Origin of the sequence: Massilia sp. Root418 (assembly GCF_001425265.1) — a bacterium.
Taxonomy (GTDB): Bacteria; Pseudomonadota; Gammaproteobacteria; order Burkholderiales; family Burkholderiaceae_D; genus Rugamonas.
This window is the reverse complement of the sequence record NZ_LMEC01000001.1, coordinates 140,818-156,243: the sequence shown is the minus strand read 5'-3', so window position 1 is coordinate 156,243 and position 15,426 is coordinate 140,818. Positions and strand designations below refer to the sequence as shown.

The window sequence follows — 15,426 nt, the reverse complement described above, 5'->3', positions numbered from 1 at the left end:
GGGGCCCGGAGGCCCCGGCAGCTTGCCATTACTTCGAAGCGTTGGCTGCGATGTCCCAGTTGAACACGCCGCCCGAAGCGGTGACGCCTTTTTCGTTCTGCAGGAAGTACTCGAACTTCACTTCGGCGAAGTTCAGGCTGACGTTCTCGGTCAGGCGGTCTTCACCGCCGCTGCCGCCGGTCGACACCGAGGTGACCAGCACCTTGGTCATGGTCAGTTCCAGGTACTTCTGCTGTCCCTCGCCGGCTTTGCGCACCAGCAGCTTGGCCACCGGGATGTGCGAGCCTTTGGCCAGCGCGATCAGCAGCGCCGGCGAAGCCTTGTCCAGGTACTTGGTGATCGAGATGTCCTGGAAGTTGGCCTTGCCCGCGCCGCCGCCGCCGCCGGCGTGGAAGGAACCGGAGTTCGAAGCACCCCAGCTCCATGCCAGCACGTCGATATCGCCAGCTGCTTTCTGGGCTTTGTCCTGGGTTTCGCCCTTGATGGTGTCGCCCAGATTGAGGAACATGTCTACTGCCATTTTATTCTCCTAGTGTGTGTGGACAGAATGAATCTATTTTTTACTATGCTTGAACTTAGCCGCCCTTGGCCGACGGCAGCTTGGACACCAGCCGCAGCGACACGGTCAGGCCTTCCAGCTGGTAGTGCGGACGCAGGAAGAACTTGGAGGTGTAGTAGCCCGGATTGCCTTCGACTTCCTCAAGGATCACCTCGGCCGCCGACAGCGGCTTCATCGCCTTGGTCCCTTCGCTGGAGTTGGCCGGATCGCCGTCGACGTAACGGTTGATCCAGTTGCTCAGCCAGCGTTCCATCTCATCGCGCCCTTTGAAGGAACCGATCTTGTCACGCACGATGCATTTCAGGTAGTGCGCAAAGCGGCAGGTGGCGAACAGGTACGGCAGGCGCGCGCCCAGGTTGGCGTTGGCGGTGGCGTCCGGGTCGTCGTATTCGGCCGGCTTGTGCAGCGACTGCGCGCCGATGAAGGCGGCGAAGTCGGTGTTCTTCTTGTGCACCAGCGGCATGAAGCCGTTGGCTGCCAGCTCCGCCTCGCGGCGGTCCGAGATGGCGATCTCGGTCGGGCACTGCATGGCCACGCCGCCGTCGTCGGTCGGGAAGCTGTGCACCGGCAGGCCTTCCACCGCGCCGCCGGACTCGATGCCGCGGATGCGCGAGCACCAGCCGTATTCCTTGAAGGAGCGGTTGATGTTGACCGCCATGGCGTAGGCCGCGTTGGCCCAGGTGTAGTTCTTGCTGCCGGCGGCCGAGGTATCTTCCTCGAAGTCGAACGCTTCCACCGGATCGGTCTTGGCGCCGTAGGGCTGGCGCGCCAGGAAGCGCGGCATGGCCAGGCCCACGTAGCGCGCGTCTTCGGACTCGCGGAACGAGCGCCAGGCGGCGTGCTCCGGGGTCTGGAAGATCTTGGTCAGGTCGCGCGGGTTGGACAGTTCCTGCCACGATTCCATCAGCATGACGGACGGCGCGGCGGCGGCGATCAGCGGCGCGTGCGCGGCGGCGGCGATCTTCGCCATGCCGGCCAGCAGCTCAACGTCCGGTGCGCTGTTGTCGAAGTAGTAGTCGGCCACGATGGAGCCGAACGGCTCGCCGCCGAACTGGCCGAATTCTTCTTCGTACATCTTCTTGAAGATCGGGCTCTGGTCCCACGCCGTGCCCTTGTACTTCTTCAGGGTCTTGCCCAGGTCGTTCTTCGAGATGTTCATCACGCGGATCTTCAGCGTTTCATCGGTCTCGGTGTTGTTGACCAGGTGGTGCAGGCCGCGCCAGGCGCCTTCCAGCTTCTGGAACTCGTCGGTGTGCATGATCAGGTTGATCTGCTCGGTGAGCTTCTTGTCCAGCGCGGCGATCAGGCCCTCGATGGTGCCCAGCACGTCGTTCGACACCAGGTTCGTGCCCGACAGCGCCTGCTCGGCCAGGGTCTTGACCGCGTTCTCGACCGCCTCCTTGGCCTTGTCCGATTGCGGCTTGAATTCCTTCTGCAGCAAGCTGCCGAAGTCGCTCATTTCCAGGGTGCCGGTGGCGCCTTGTTGTGCTTCAGTGGTTTGTGCCATCAATTCCTCCGTCGATTATTCTTGTGGCTTCGGTGCCGATGTCAGCGCCTGCATCAGGGCCGGCTCGTTGAGCAGCTTGCCGATCAGTTCCTCGGCGCCGGTCTTGCCGTCCATATAGGTCAGCAGGTTGGACAGCTGGCCGCGCGCTTCGAGCAGCTTGTTGAGCGATTCCACCTTGCGCGCCACGGCGGCCGGGGTGAAGTCCTCCATGCTTTCGAAGGTCATGTCGACCGCCATGTTGCCCTCGCCGGTCAGCGTGTTCGGCACTTGCACGGCCACGCGCGGCTTCATCGACTTGAGGCGCTCGTCGAAGTTGTCGACGTCGATCTCCAGGAATTTGCGGTCCGCCACCGGTGCCAGCGGATCGGCAGGCTGGCCGGACAAATCGGCCAGTACGCCCATCACGAAAGGCAGCTGCACGCTTTTTTCCGCGCCGTAGACTTCCACGTCGTACTCGATCTGCACGCGCGGCGCGCGGTTGCGCGCGATGAACTTCTGGCTACTCTCTTTGCCCACGATTTACTCCTCCTAGTGATAGAAACGACCCGGTTTGATACCTTGGTACTCTCGAATTTAATATTCGCTCGGTTGCTGTTCTTCTTCGCGCGGACCGCTGACCACCAGCAGCTGCGTCATGCCGTCCGGCGCCAGGTCTTCCATGATCTCGAAGAAGTTCTTCGGCACCAGGCGCTTGGCGCGCTCCAGCAGCAGGGGCACGGGACTGGACGGCTCGTACTGCTGGTAATACTTGTTGATCTTGTCGAGCATGCGGATCACGTCGGCCCGGCTGGTGACCTCGCCGCTGATGGCGGCGCGTGCGCCCTTGCCGCTGCCGCTGCCGCTGCCGCCCTCCTCGCCCTTCTCGCCCTTCTCGCCCGCCTCGCCCGCCTCGCCGTCGCCGCTGCCGTCAGCGGCCGCGCCGTCGGCGCCGCCGCCGGCCTGCTCGGCAAAGAAGTCGCGGCCGCGCCGCAGCAATCGCACCAGCGCATCCAGGTTCAGTGCCTGCGAACTGCCCACCTGGCGCACCAGGATCAGCTCGATCTGGGTGGCGCTCTCGCAGGCCGCGGCCAGGCCGGCGCTGCTGGCGGCCACCCGTTCCGGGTCGGCGTCCTGCAGTGCGGCGGCGATCGAATGCAGCTCCACCTTGCTCTCGCCCTCGGCCGGCGGCAGTTCGCCGTTCGCCACCTCCAGCGTGCGCAGCGACAGCGGGCCCAGGCCGGGCAGCATCAGCAGCGTCGCTTCTTTGATTTCGCGCAGGAAGCCGTTGTCGGCCAGGGTGGCCAGGGAATTGATGCGCAACATGGGATCCATGCCGTCATCGGGGTCGAGCTGGGGATGGACGCTGTCCCAGCGCTGCTCCAGCAGGCGCTCGATCAGCGCCAGGCCGCTGGCCAGGCCGGGCATGCCTTCCAGCGCGAGCAGCGCGCGCGACAGCGATACGGCCAGCCGCAGGTCGCGGCTGCGCTGCAGCAGGCCGCCGGCCAGGCGCTTGACTACCTTCCATTCCGGCGGCACGGCCGGCGTGATGGTGTCGCCATACTGCACTTCCGGCTTGCCCAGGATAGCCTGCTCCAACTCCAGGAAATCCGGGTCGTACTCAAGATTGGGGCCGCAGTGCGCATCGGCCTCCACGTCTACCAGCAAAGAATCTATATCCACTCCACCACCCTTGGCGATCAGTCCACTTTTGGAGCACGACTATACTTGAAAACCGCCAAAATATTGCAGAAAATAATTCTTTTTTGATACGCAATTGTTGGCCAAAATGCATTGCCAGATGCGCCGGCTTATGCATAAGTCGTTGCCAGCAGGGCGTCCCGAAATTCGCTCGCATGCTGATAGCGTCCGGACGGCGTTTTCGCCAGGCCGCGCGCGATCAGCGGCTCGAACGCAGCCAGCGGCGGCGGCAGCGGCGGCGGCGGCTCCAGCAGCACCTGCTGCATCAGCTGGAAGGGCGTGCCCTGGTATGGCCGGCGCCCCGCCAGCATCTGGTACAGCACCACGGTGGCGGCAAACAGGTCGCTGCGGCAGTCGGCCTGGCCGCGCATCTGCTCCGGCGCCATGTAGCCGGGAGTGCCATGCGCGCTGGCCAGGCCGGGCCGGCTGGCCAGGCCGAAGTCGGACAGTTTCAGGCTGCCGCCGGCGTCGATCAGCAGGTTGGACGGCTTGACGTCGCGGTGCACCACGCCCTGCGCATGCGCGCAGGCCAGCCCCTCCAGCAACTGTGCGATCCACGCCACGCTGCGCGCCGGCGGCAGCGGCCCGGCTCCCAGCAGCGCCGGCAGCGCGGGGCCGCCGACGTACTCCATGACGAAACAGGGAACGCTGCCGGCGGCCGCCACGTCCAGCACCGCCACGATGCGCGGATGCAGCAGGCCGGCCGGCGGGAAGGCCGGCGGCGGCGCCAGCTTCAGGGCCACGGCGCCGCCGCAGGGGGCGTCGGCCAGCCACACGCCGGGCGCCAGCATGCGCCGCAGCAGGTAGCCGCCGGCCCGGCCGTGCAGCACGCTGCCGATATTTATTTGCATAGGCGCTGGATTACAAGGTTGTCATTCGCTTATCATACGGCGAGACGTTTCTGCTATAAACTGAATCTTTCGTTTTTAATACCTCGTCACTTCACACCACAGCCACATGAATGAATTGAAGCAGCTGGGCCGGTATCAATTGTTGCGCGTGCTGGGACGCGGCGCGATGGGCCTGGTCTATGAAGGTGTCGACCCCAAGCTGAACCGCCGGGTCGCCATCAAGGTCATCCACATGGGCCGGATCGACGATCCGGCCATGCGGGCCGAGTATTCCGCGCGCTTCACGCAGGAAGCGCAGGCGGTCGCGCGCCTGAACCACCCCAACATCGTCACCGTGTACGACTTCGGCGAAGAGAACGGCGAGGCCTACCTGGTGATGGAGCTGATCGCCGGCGAGGAACTGGGCAGCTACTTCGACGACAGCCAGGTGTTCTCGCTCGATTTCACGCTGGAAGATTCGGTGCGCATGACCTGCGAACTGCTGGACGCGGTGGACTACGCCCACCAGCAAGGCATCATCCACCGCGACATCAAGCCCGCCAACATCATGCTCAGCGGCCAGCTGCGCGTGAAACTGACCGACTTCGGCGTGGCCCGCATGCAGGACGTCAATGCCAAGCACACCGAGGCCGGCACCATGGTGGGCACGCCCAGCTATATGTCGCCGGAACAGATCACCGGCCAGGCGGTGGGCCCGCGCTCGGACATTTTCGCCGCCGGCATCGTGCTGTACCAGTTCCTCACCGGCGAGAAGCCCTTTGTGGGCCAGGGCCTGTTCGCCGTGCAGCAGAAGATCGTCTACGAGCAGCCGGCGCTGCCGAGCACCCTCAATCCCCTGATCAGCCCCATGTTCGACCGGGTGGTGCTGCGCGCGCTGGCCAAGCGCCCGGAAGACCGCTATCCGAGCGCGCGCAGCTTCAAGGAAGACCTGAAGCGCGCCCTCAACGGCGACGAAGTGGGCCTGGACGACACCATGCCGCCGCAGGCGCGGGTGCCCAATGCCTTCCTGGCCGGCGCTGGCGCCGGGGCGTCCGCGCACGCCACCATGCCGCTGCCGGCGCGCACGCTGCCGCCCTTCCCGGCCGGCGCCGATCCCGACGCCACCCAGGTCTCCGGCGTGGGCCTGCCGCTGCCGACGGCGGCGCCGCAAGTGGACCAGGACGCCACCGTGGTCACCACGCCGCCCGGCGTGCGCACCGACGGCAGGCGCTGAGAAAGGCCGGCATGACCTCCGCCGAAGACCGGCTGCATTTCTTCAAGCGCCTGCAGCAGCTGACCAACAAGATCCACGCCACCCAGGACATCGACGACATCATGCTGGAGATGTCGGCCGAGCTGTGCGAGCTGTTCAGCGGCGACCGGCTCACCATCTACGCCCTGTCCGAGGACGGGGCCAGCATGGTGTCCAAGGTGAAGACCGGCCTGGCCTCGTTCAAGCAGCTCAAGCTGCCCATCTCGGCGCAAAGCATCGCCGGCTACGCCGCGCTGTCGAAGAAGACGCTCAACCTGCTGGACGTGTACGACGAGGCCGAACTGCGCCGCCACGACGCGGCGCTGTGCTTCCAGCAGGGCGTGGACCGGCGCACCGGCTACCGCACGCAGCAGATGCTGGTGGCGCCCATCCTGGCCGAGGACGGCGCGGTGCTGGGCGTGCTCCAGCTGATCAACAACCACAAGGGCGGCGCCTTCGACGCCATGGTGGAGGAAGGCGTGCAGCACCTGTGCGACTCGATCGCCATCGCCTTCGCGCAGCGCCACAAGGCGCCCGCGCGCGAACGCAGCCGTTTCGCGGCCATGCTGTCGGAGGCGGTGCTGCCGCGCGCGCAGCTGGAGCTGGCCCTGCGCAGCGCGGCCGCGCGCAACGCCGATATCGAGGACGTGCTGCTGGACGAACTGGCCATCAAGCCGGCGCTGGTGGGCCGCGCGCTGGCCGACTTCTTCGGCGTGCCCTACTTCATGTTCCAGGTGGACCGGCGGCGCCCGCAAGGCCTGCTGGACAGCTTCAACCGCGAATACGTGGTGCAGAACCAATGGATGCCGATCGAGGAAGGCCGCCACGGCCTGTTCATCCTGGCGGTGGATCCGGACCAGCTGAAAGCCAGCGGCGCGGTGCAGCGCGTGTTCCCGAATGCCACGCCGATCTACTGCGTGACCACGCGGCGCGAGTTCGGCTGGATGGTGAACCAGTTCTTCGGCGCCGCCGACGCGTCCCCGGCCGACACGCTGCCGCCCCCGGCACGCCCTGCGCCGCCTGCCCGCGCCATCCCGCAGGTCGCTCCCGGCGCTGATGCCCGCGCCGATGCCAGCGCCGACGCCGACGCCGACGCCACCATCGTCGCCGCCGCCGCGCGCCCGCCCATCCCTGCCCTGCCGGGCGTGGAGCAGGCGCTGATCGCCAACGCCGTCAGCCCGCTGCTGCTGGTGGCCGCGCAGCACGGCATCAGCGAACTGCACATCACCACCACGCCCGGCGCGGATGGCGAAATCCGCTTCCAGGTCAGCGGCGTGCTGCGGAAGGCCTGATGTCCTACCCCATCCACAACAAGCTGGTGATCGGCATCGCCTCCAGCGCCCTGTTCGACCTGAGCGCCTCGCACAAGGTGTACGAAGAAAGCGGCGAAGAGGAATACCGCAAATACCAGGAAGCCAATATCGGCACGATACTGGGCAAGGGCGTGGCCTTCCCCTTCATCCGCCGCTTCCTCAACATCAACAAGCACTTCCCCGGCCAGATGCCGGTGGAGGTGGTGCTCCTGTCGCGCAATTCGCCCGAGACCGGCCTGCGCGTGATGAAGTCCATCGCCCACTACGGCCTGGACATCTCGCGCGCAGCCTTCGTCACCGGCAAGTCGCCCTACACCTATCTGCCGGCGTTCAACACCTCGCTGTTCCTCAGCGCGAACGCGGCCGACGTGCGCAGCGCGCTGGCCAACAACTACCCGGCCGGCCTGGTGCTGCCCTCGCTGATCGAGGACGACGAGGACGACATGGAGCTGCGCGTGGCCTTCGACTTCGACGGCGTGATCGCCGACGACGAATCCGAGACCGTCTACAAGCGCAACAACGACGTGCTGGAATTCCATGCCCACGAAACCGCGCGCGTGGCCATCCCGCACCGTCCCGGCCCGCTGGCGGACCTGTTCCGCAAGCTGCACGTGATGCAGCGCTACGAGTCCGCGCTGCTGCGGCGCGACCCGGGCTACAAGCGCGTGCTGAGCATCGCCATCGTCACCGCCCGCAGCGCGCCTTCGCATGAACGCGTGGTCACCACGCTGAAGGACTGGGGCGTGTCCGCCAACGAGACCTTCTTCCTGGGCGGGATGGACAAGGCGCGCGTGCTGTCCATTCTCAAGCCCCACATCTTCTTCGACGACCAGCTCAGCCACCTGAAGTCCGAAGGCGGCACCATCCCCATGGTGCACGTGCCCTTCGGCGTTGCGAATCCAACACAGCCGGCCGACTCTTAAGTTTCCTGTAATCAACGACCGCCACGTTTCCGCGTATATTAGCCGGGACGCCTCTCCCCAGAAGAAGGCGCACTCAACCATGGAGCTTTTAACAATGAAACGATACGCACTCGCGGCCATCATGGCTTGCCTTAGCCACGCCGCCTTCGCTGCAGACGCCAGCCACTGGGGCTACGCCGGCGCAGAAGGCCCGGACCAGTGGGCCAAGCTCACGCCGGACAACTACGCCTGCAACGGCAAGAACCAGTCGCCCGTCGACGTCAAAGGCACCATCCACGCCGCGCTCAAGCCGCTGAAGATGGAATACCAGGCAGGCGGCAACGAAGTGCTCAACAACGGCCACACGCTGCAGGTGGGCTTCACCCCGGGCAGCGCCCTGTGGCTGGACGGCGAACGTTTTGAACTGAAGCAGTACCACTTCCACGCGCCCAGCGAAAACCTGATCGCCGGCGTGTCCTACCCGCTGGAAGTGCACCTGGTCCATGCGGACAAGGACGGCAACCTGGCCGTGGTGGCCGTGATGTTCAAGGAAGGCGCCGAAAACAAGGCCCTGGCCGCGCTCTGGCCGCAACTGCCGAAAGAAGCCAACGTGAAGACCGCGCTGTCGTCCCCGCTGAGCGCCGCCGCCCTGCTGCCGGCCAAGCGCGGCTACTACCGCTTTAGCGGCTCGCTGACCACGCCGCCGTGCTCGGAAGGCGTGCGCTGGCTGGTGATGAAGAGCCCCGTCACGGTCTCCAAAGCCCAGGTGGCCGAGTTCTCCGAACTGATCCACCATCCCAACAACCGCCCGGTGCAGGCACTGAACGGCCGCCCCGTACTGGACTGATGTTAGCGGTCACAAGGCCGTAACATTGCATGGGTAGCATGCGGGTAGTTTTTTTGCCACTACCTTCAAGGAACCCCATGCAAGACCTGAATCTGTTGCGCCGCCTGCCGCTGGCACTCGCGGTCAGTGCCGCCCTGGCGCTGGCCGCCTGCGGCGGCTCGGACAACAACGCGCCGCAGCTGCTGGCCATTCCCGCCGCACCAGCCGACGCCGGCGCCGCCGACACGGCGCCCGCGCCGGCCAACGTGCCCGCCTTCGTCGACAACGCCGCCACCAACCAGCGCGGCGATGCCCGCTACGCCACCGCCGCCACCAATGCCGGCGTGCGCGTGCTGATCGGCATGCTCGACATCTGGAGGCCGCTCACCGAAATCGTCGACGCCGGGCAAACCGCGCCGGCCGTTGCAGGCTTCCCGGCCGTCACGGCCTCCGTATGGACCGGCGTGCCGAACGACGGCACGGCCGGCGGCACCATCGTCAACGCTGCTGTCCACAACGCCAATATCGACTACGTGGTGAAAGCCACTGCCGCCCGAACCAAGGAGCAGGAGCTGGCCGCCTACCTGGACGACCGCCGCGCCAAGGGCTACAGCCTGAGCGACGGCATGGGTCCGCTCACCGAAGCCTGGCGCAGCGCCGCGCGCCAGACCACCAGCATTACCGGCATTGCCGCCGACGCCACCACGGTGCTGTACAACGACAGCGGCAACAACACCGGCGTGGCCGGCAGCGCCAACCCGGAATTCGGCAACGTGGTCGCACTGGTGAACGCCATGGGCAACAACGGCTCCACCGAGCCGGCCAAGCGCTTCTACAAGTACGCCCGCCCCTACCGCTGGAGCAGCAGCGTGGTGGTGGTGCCGGCCCTGAACCCGGCCAAGAGCAGCACGCCCGCCACCGACGGCGGCTACACCAGCGGCCACGCGGCCGAAGCGGTACGCGGCGCGCTGGGCATGGCCTATGCGGTGCCGGAACGCTACCAGGAAATCATCACGCGCGGCCTGGAGCTGGGCGAGAACCGCATCCTGGCCGGCATGCACTCGCCGCTGGACGTGATCAGCGGCCGCGTGCAGGCCCAGGCCGTGGTGGCGGCCAACCTGCTGGACCCGGCCACGGCGGCCACCAAGGGCGCCGCCGTGTCGCAAGCCCGCGCCACGCTGATGCTCAAGACCGGCACCACCGCCGACACGTTCTACGACTACGCGCACTCCGGCACGCCCGCCAACGACCGCTTCTCGGACTACGCCACCATCAAGGCCGCCTACATCCGCCGCCTGACCTACGGCTTCGCGCCGGTCGGCCCGACCACCGCCCCGGCCGTGGTGCCGAAAGGCGCCGAAGTACTGCTGGAAACCCGCTTGCCCTACCTGAGCGAGGCGCAGCGCCGCGTGGTGCTGAAAACCACCGCGCTGCCGTCCGGCTATCCCATCCTGGACGACGCCGAGGGCTGGGGGCGCTTGAACCTGTTCGCCGCAGCCGATGGCTACGGCGTTTTCACCGGCAATGTGGTGGTGTCCATGGACGCTGCGAAGGGCGGCTTCAACGCCAATGACCGCTGGCGCAACGACATCTCCGGCAGCGGCAAGCTGACCAAGCAAGGCAGCGGCACGCTGAAACTGGACGGCAACAACAGCTGGACCGGCGGCACCGTGCTGGAAGGCGGCCGCCTGGAAGGCACGTCGGCCAACGCCTTCGGCAAGGGCGACGTCTACGTCAGCGGCGGCACGCTGGCATGCAACGCACCGGCCGCCCTGGCGCTGGCGGCAGGCTACACCCAGCTGGCCACCGGCGCCCTGGAGCTGAAACTGGGCAGCGGCCAGCAAGGCCGCCTGTCGGTGGGCGGCACCATGACGGTGGCGGGCGGCAGCCTGACCGTGAGCTTCCAGAACGGCTACAAGCCGGCCGCCGGCGACACCCTGAACGTGATCTCGGCCGCCAGCCTGAAAGGCAAGTTCGACACCATCACGGTAGCCGGTTTCAAGGTGGAAGCTGTCTATACAGATAACGGGCTGCAGCTCAAGCTGAGCGTCTGACGGCCGGCGGGTTACGCTGCTGCGCAGCTAACCCGCCCTACGCCCCCCGACAACCGTAGGGCGGGTTAGCGTAGCGTAACCCGCCGAAGAGTACCATCGTCTATAATGTGCGGAGCGCGCGGGGACCTTTCCCGCGCGCTCAACAATTCATAGATGTCATCGATGTCCTTTGACTTAAAAAAAGCACTCCCGAAGCCTGGCAACCGCTTTGCGCTCCCCACCCTGCATGGTTCCGCCGACGCCTACGCGCTGGCGCAAGCCGCGCTTGAACTGAAGGCGCGCGGCCAGATGCTGGCCGTGATCGTCGCCAACGCGAGCGACGGCCAGCGCCTGCTCGACGAAATTCCCTGGTTCGCCGGCGGCGGAGACGCCAGCCTGCGCTGCCATTTGCTGCCGGACTGGGAAACCCTGCCCTACGACGCCTTCTCGCCGCACCAGGACCTGGTGTCCGAGCGCCTGGCCACGCTGCACGAGATCCAGACCGGCCAGTGCGACGTGATGATCGTGCCGGCCACCACGGCGCTGGTGCGCATGGCGCCGCCGTCCTTCCTGGCGGCCTACACCTTCTTCTTCAAGAAGGGCGAGTCGCTGGACGAGGCCAGGCTCAAGTCCCAGCTCACGCTGGCCGGCTACACCCACGTCACGCAAGTAATGTCTCCCGGCGAATACTCGGTGCGCGGCGGCCTGATCGACCTGTTCCCCATGGGTTCCGCGCTGCCCTACCGCCTGGACCTGTTCGGCGACACCATTGAAACCATCCGTACCTTCGACGCCGATACCCAGCGCTCGCTGTATCCGGTGAGCGAGGTGCGCCTGCTGCCGGGCCGCGAATTCCCCATGGACGAAGCGGCCCGCACCACGTTCCGCAGCCGCTGGCGCGAACAGTTCGAGGGCGATCCCTCGCGCTCCGTGGTCTATAAGGACATCAGCAGCGGCATCGCGTCGGCCGGTATCGAATACTACCTGCCGCTGTTCTTCGACGAGACGGCCACGCTGTTCGACTACCTGCCGCAAGGCTCCACCCTGGCCATGGTGGGCGACATCGACGCCGCCATCAAGCGCTTCTGGCTGGATACGCAGTCGCGCTACCGCTTCCTGAGGTCGGACCGCGAGCGCCCCATCCTGGCGCCGGAAGCCATCTTCCTGGGCGACGAACAGTTCTTCACGCTGGCCAAGCCGCACGCGCGCATCAGCATCAGCCGCGAAGACCTGGGGCAGGCTTCCGAGATCTCGGCGCCGGTGCCCAACATCGCCGTCAACCGCCACCTGGACGACCCGCTCACCAACCTGCGCGCCTACCTGCTGCAGTCCGGCCGCCGCGTGATGGTGTGCGCCGAATCGAACGGCCGCCGCGAAACGCTGCAGCAATACTTCGCCGAATTCGACCTGGCCCTGGCGCCGGTGGAAGGCTTCGAGGGCTTCGTGCAGTCGGACGCGAAGCTGATGCTGGGCGTGGCGCCGCTGCACGCGGGCTTCGAATGGTCCGCGGGCAAAGGGCAAATTGTCTTCATCACCGAGACCGAGCTGTATGCCGGTTCCGGCCGCCGCGCCGGCAAGAAGAAGCAGGAAGCCGTCACCCAGGTCGAATCCATGGTGCGCGACCTGTCCGAACTGAAGATCGGCGACCCCGTGGTGCACATCAACCACGGCATCGGGCGCTACATGGGCCTGACCAGCATGGACCTGGGCGAAGGCGAAACCGAATTCCTGCACCTGGAATACGCCAAGGACACCAAGCTGTACGTGCCGGTATCGCAGCTGCACGTGATCTCGCGCTACTCCGGCGCTTCGCCGGACGACGCGCCGCTGCATTCCCTTGGTTCCGGCCAGTGGGAGAAAGCCAAGCGCAAGGCCGCCGAACAGGTGCGCGACACCGCCGCCGAGCTGCTCAATCTCTACGCCCGCCGCGCGCTGCGCCAGGGCCACGCCTTCGAATACTCGGCGCACGACTACGAGCGCTTCGCCGACAGCTTCGGCTTCGACGAGACGCCGGACCAGGCCGCGGCGATCGGCAACGTGCTCAAGGATATGACGTCCGGTAAGCCGATGGACCGCCTGGTGTGCGGCGACGTCGGCTTCGGCAAGACCGAGGTGGCGCTGCGCGCCGCCTTCATCGCCGTCATGGGCGGCAAGCAGGTGGCCATCCTGGCGCCCACCACGCTGCTGGCCGAACAGCACGCGCAGACCTTCGCCGACCGCTTTGCGGACTGGCCGGTGCGCATTGCCGAAATGTCGCGCTTCCGCACCGGCAAGGAGATCGCGCAGGCCATCAAAGGCATGTCGGACGGCACGCTGGACATCGTGATCGGCACCCACAAGCTGCTGTCGGACGACGTGAAGTTCGAGCGCCTGGGCCTGGTCATCATCGACGAGGAGCACCGCTTCGGCGTGCGCCAGAAGGAAGCGCTGAAGTCCCTGCGCGCCGAAGTGGACGTGCTGACGCTGACCGCCACGCCGATCCCGCGCACGCTGGGCATGGCGCTGGAAGGCCTGCGCGACTTCTCCGTGATCGCCACTGCGCCGCAGAAGCGCCTGGCCATCAAGACCTTCGTGCGCAGCGAGAACGAAGGCATCATCCGCGAGGCCTGCCTGCGCGAGCTGAAACGCGGCGGCCAGGTGTACTTCCTGCACAACGAGGTGGAAACCATCCAGAACCGCCTGGCCGCGCTCACCGAGCTGCTGCCGGAGGCGCGCATCGCCGTGGCGCACGGCCAGATGCACGAGCGCGACCTGGAGAAAGTGATGCGCGACTTCGTGGCGCAGCGCTACAACATCCTGCTGTGCACCACGATTATCGAAACCGGCATCGACGTACCGACCGCGAACACCATCATCATGCACCGCGCCGACAAATTCGGCCTGGCGCAGCTGCACCAGCTGCGTGGCCGCGTGGGCCGTTCGCACCACCAGGCCTACGCCTACCTGCTGGTAAACGACGTACAAAGCCTGAGCAAGCAGGCGCAGCGCCGCCTGGACGCGATCCAGCAGATGGAAGAACTGGGCAGCGGCTTCTACCTTGCCATGCACGACCTGGAGATCCGCGGCGCCGGCGAAGTGCTGGGCGAGAACCAGTCCGGCGAAATGCTGGAAGTGGGCTTCCAGCTCTACACCGACATGCTGAACGAGGCGGTGCGCTCGCTCAAGGCCGGCAAGGAGCCGGACCTGGCCGCCCCGCTGTCGACCACCACCGAGATCAACCTGCACGTACCGGCCCTGCTGCCGGCCGATTTCTGCGGCGACGTGCACGAGCGCCTGTCGATCTACAAGCGCCTGGCCAACTGCTCGGCGCAGGACAAGATCGACGATCTGCAGGAAGAGATGATCGACCGCTTCGGCAAGCTGCCGGAAGCCGCCAAGGCGCTGATTGAAACGCACCGCCTGCGCATCGCGGCGGCCACCGTGGGCATCGTCAAGATCGACGCGCACGGCGAAGCGGCCACGCTGCAGTTCATGCCCAAGCCGCCGATCGATCCGATGCGCATCATCACGCTGATACAAAAAAACAAGCAGATCAAGCTCAACGGGCAGGATAAACTGAAGATCACCGCGAACATGCCCGACCTGACAGCGCGGGTGACGCAAATCAAGACCGCAATCAAACAACTGGTAGCCTGATGAAGAACGCAAACGACCACACGATGAACCTGGTGCTGCAAGGCCTGGGCAACTGCATGGCGCGCCTGGAGCGCATCGCCGCGCTGACCGCGCCTCAGCGCATCGTCCGCATTTCCGACAACGCCATCCGCTGCGAAGGCATCACCTATTCCGTGGCGCTGCGCCAGACCATCGAAGTGGCTGCCCACGCGGCCCAGCTGGACGCCACCTATATGATGGGCGTGCACAAGCTGGATGAATACAAGCTGGTGGCCATGGACATGGACTCCACGCTCATCACCATCGAGTGCATCGACGAAATCGCCGACATGCAGGGCCTGAAGCCGCAAGTGTCCGAGATCACCGAAGCGGCCATGCGCGGCGAACTCGATTTTGCCGCCAGCCTGCGCAAGCGCGTCGCGCTGCTGAAGGGCCTGGACGCCTCGGCGCTGGAGCGCGTGTACGACGAGCGCCTGCAGCTCTCGCCCGGCGCCGAGAACATGCTGGCCGCCGTCAAGCGCGCCGGGCTGAAAACGCTGCTGGTCTCGGGCGGCTTCACCTTCTTCACCGCGCGCCTGAAAGAGCGCCTGGGCCTGGACTACACGCTGGCCAACGAGCTGGAAATCGTGGACGGCAAGCTGACCGGCGATGTGCTGGGCGAGATCGTGGACGCCGAAGTGAAAAAGCGCACCGTGGAGCACTGCTGCGCCTCGCTGGGCATCAGCACCGCCGAAGCCATCGTGATGGGCGACGGCGCCAACGACCTGAAAATGATGAGCGTGGCCGGCATGTCGGTCGCCTTCCGCGCCAAGCCCGTGGTGCGCGAACAGGCCAGCGTGGCCCTGAACTTCGTCGGCCTGGACGGCATCCTGAACCTGCTGGCCTGAGCGGCGCCGCTGAATTGCCGCCACT

12 protein-coding genes are annotated in these 15,426 nt (G+C 66.2%); 7 read left to right on the top strand and 5 right to left on the bottom strand.

The window, feature by feature from the left end; genetic code table 11:
* Window positions 1–28: 28 nt before the first annotated feature.
* From ASC94_RS00620 to ASC94_RS00600, 5 genes are all read right to left on the bottom strand, one after another.
* Window positions 29–520 carry a type VI secretion system tube protein Hcp gene (locus tag ASC94_RS00620; protein ID WP_056389246.1) on the bottom strand — a complete coding sequence of 164 codons (492 nt, stop codon included), beginning with the start codon at window positions 518–520 and terminating at the stop codon, window positions 29–31.
* 55 nt (window positions 521–575) lie between these two features.
* Entirely contained in the window at window positions 576–2,066 is a 1,491-nt protein-coding gene (gene tssC, locus ASC94_RS00615) for a type VI secretion system contractile sheath large subunit (RefSeq protein WP_056389242.1), read from the bottom strand.
* Window positions 2,067–2,081: 15 nt separating this feature from the next.
* Entirely contained in the window at window positions 2,082–2,582 is a 501-nt protein-coding gene (tssB, locus tag ASC94_RS00610; RefSeq protein WP_056389239.1) for a type VI secretion system contractile sheath small subunit, read from the bottom strand.
* Between the two features lie 57 nt (window positions 2,583–2,639).
* Window positions 2,640–3,725 (bottom strand): type VI secretion system protein TssA, encoded by a 1,086-nt coding sequence (tssA, locus tag ASC94_RS00605; RefSeq protein WP_200955520.1) that lies wholly within the window; start codon window positions 3,723–3,725, stop codon window positions 2,640–2,642.
* A gap of 128 nt (window positions 3,726–3,853) precedes the next feature.
* Window positions 3,854–4,594, bottom strand: a complete 741-nt coding sequence (locus ASC94_RS00600) for a serine/threonine-protein kinase (RefSeq protein WP_056389232.1) — start codon at window positions 4,592–4,594, stop codon at window positions 3,854–3,856.
* Between the two features lie 106 nt (window positions 4,595–4,700).
* On the opposite strand from ASC94_RS00600, the gene ASC94_RS00595 reads away from it, so the two are divergent.
* From ASC94_RS00595 to serB, 7 genes are all read left to right on the top strand, one after another.
* On the top strand, window positions 4,701–5,807 hold the full coding sequence (locus ASC94_RS00595; RefSeq protein ID WP_082615976.1) for a serine/threonine-protein kinase: 1,107 nt from the start codon (window positions 4,701–4,703) through the stop codon (window positions 5,805–5,807).
* A gap of 11 nt (window positions 5,808–5,818) precedes the next feature.
* Window positions 5,819–7,117, top strand: a complete 1,299-nt coding sequence (locus ASC94_RS00590) for a GAF domain-containing protein (RefSeq protein WP_056389226.1) — start codon at window positions 5,819–5,821, stop codon at window positions 7,115–7,117.
* Window positions 7,117–8,061, top strand: coding sequence for a 5'-nucleotidase (locus tag ASC94_RS00585; RefSeq protein ID WP_056389222.1), 945 nt, complete (start codon window positions 7,117–7,119; stop codon window positions 8,059–8,061). Before ASC94_RS00590 ends, ASC94_RS00585 begins: the two co-directional genes overlap by 1 nt.
* A 94-nt stretch (window positions 8,062–8,155) precedes the next feature.
* On the top strand, window positions 8,156–8,887 hold the full coding sequence (locus tag ASC94_RS00580; protein WP_056389219.1) for a carbonic anhydrase: 732 nt from the start codon (window positions 8,156–8,158) through the stop codon (window positions 8,885–8,887).
* Between the two features lie 77 nt (window positions 8,888–8,964).
* A complete protein-coding gene (locus ASC94_RS00575; protein WP_056389216.1) occupies window positions 8,965–10,920 on the top strand; it encodes a phosphatase PAP2 family protein in 1,956 nt (651 codons plus the stop codon).
* Between the two features lie 162 nt (window positions 10,921–11,082).
* Window positions 11,083–14,535 (top strand): transcription-repair coupling factor, encoded by a 3,453-nt coding sequence (mfd, locus tag ASC94_RS00570; RefSeq protein WP_056389213.1) that lies wholly within the window; start codon window positions 11,083–11,085, stop codon window positions 14,533–14,535.
* Window positions 14,535–15,401, top strand: coding sequence for a phosphoserine phosphatase SerB (gene serB, locus ASC94_RS00565; RefSeq protein WP_373888088.1), 867 nt, complete (start codon window positions 14,535–14,537; stop codon window positions 15,399–15,401). Before mfd ends, serB begins: the two co-directional genes overlap by 1 nt.
* Window positions 15,402–15,426 lie beyond the last annotated feature (25 nt).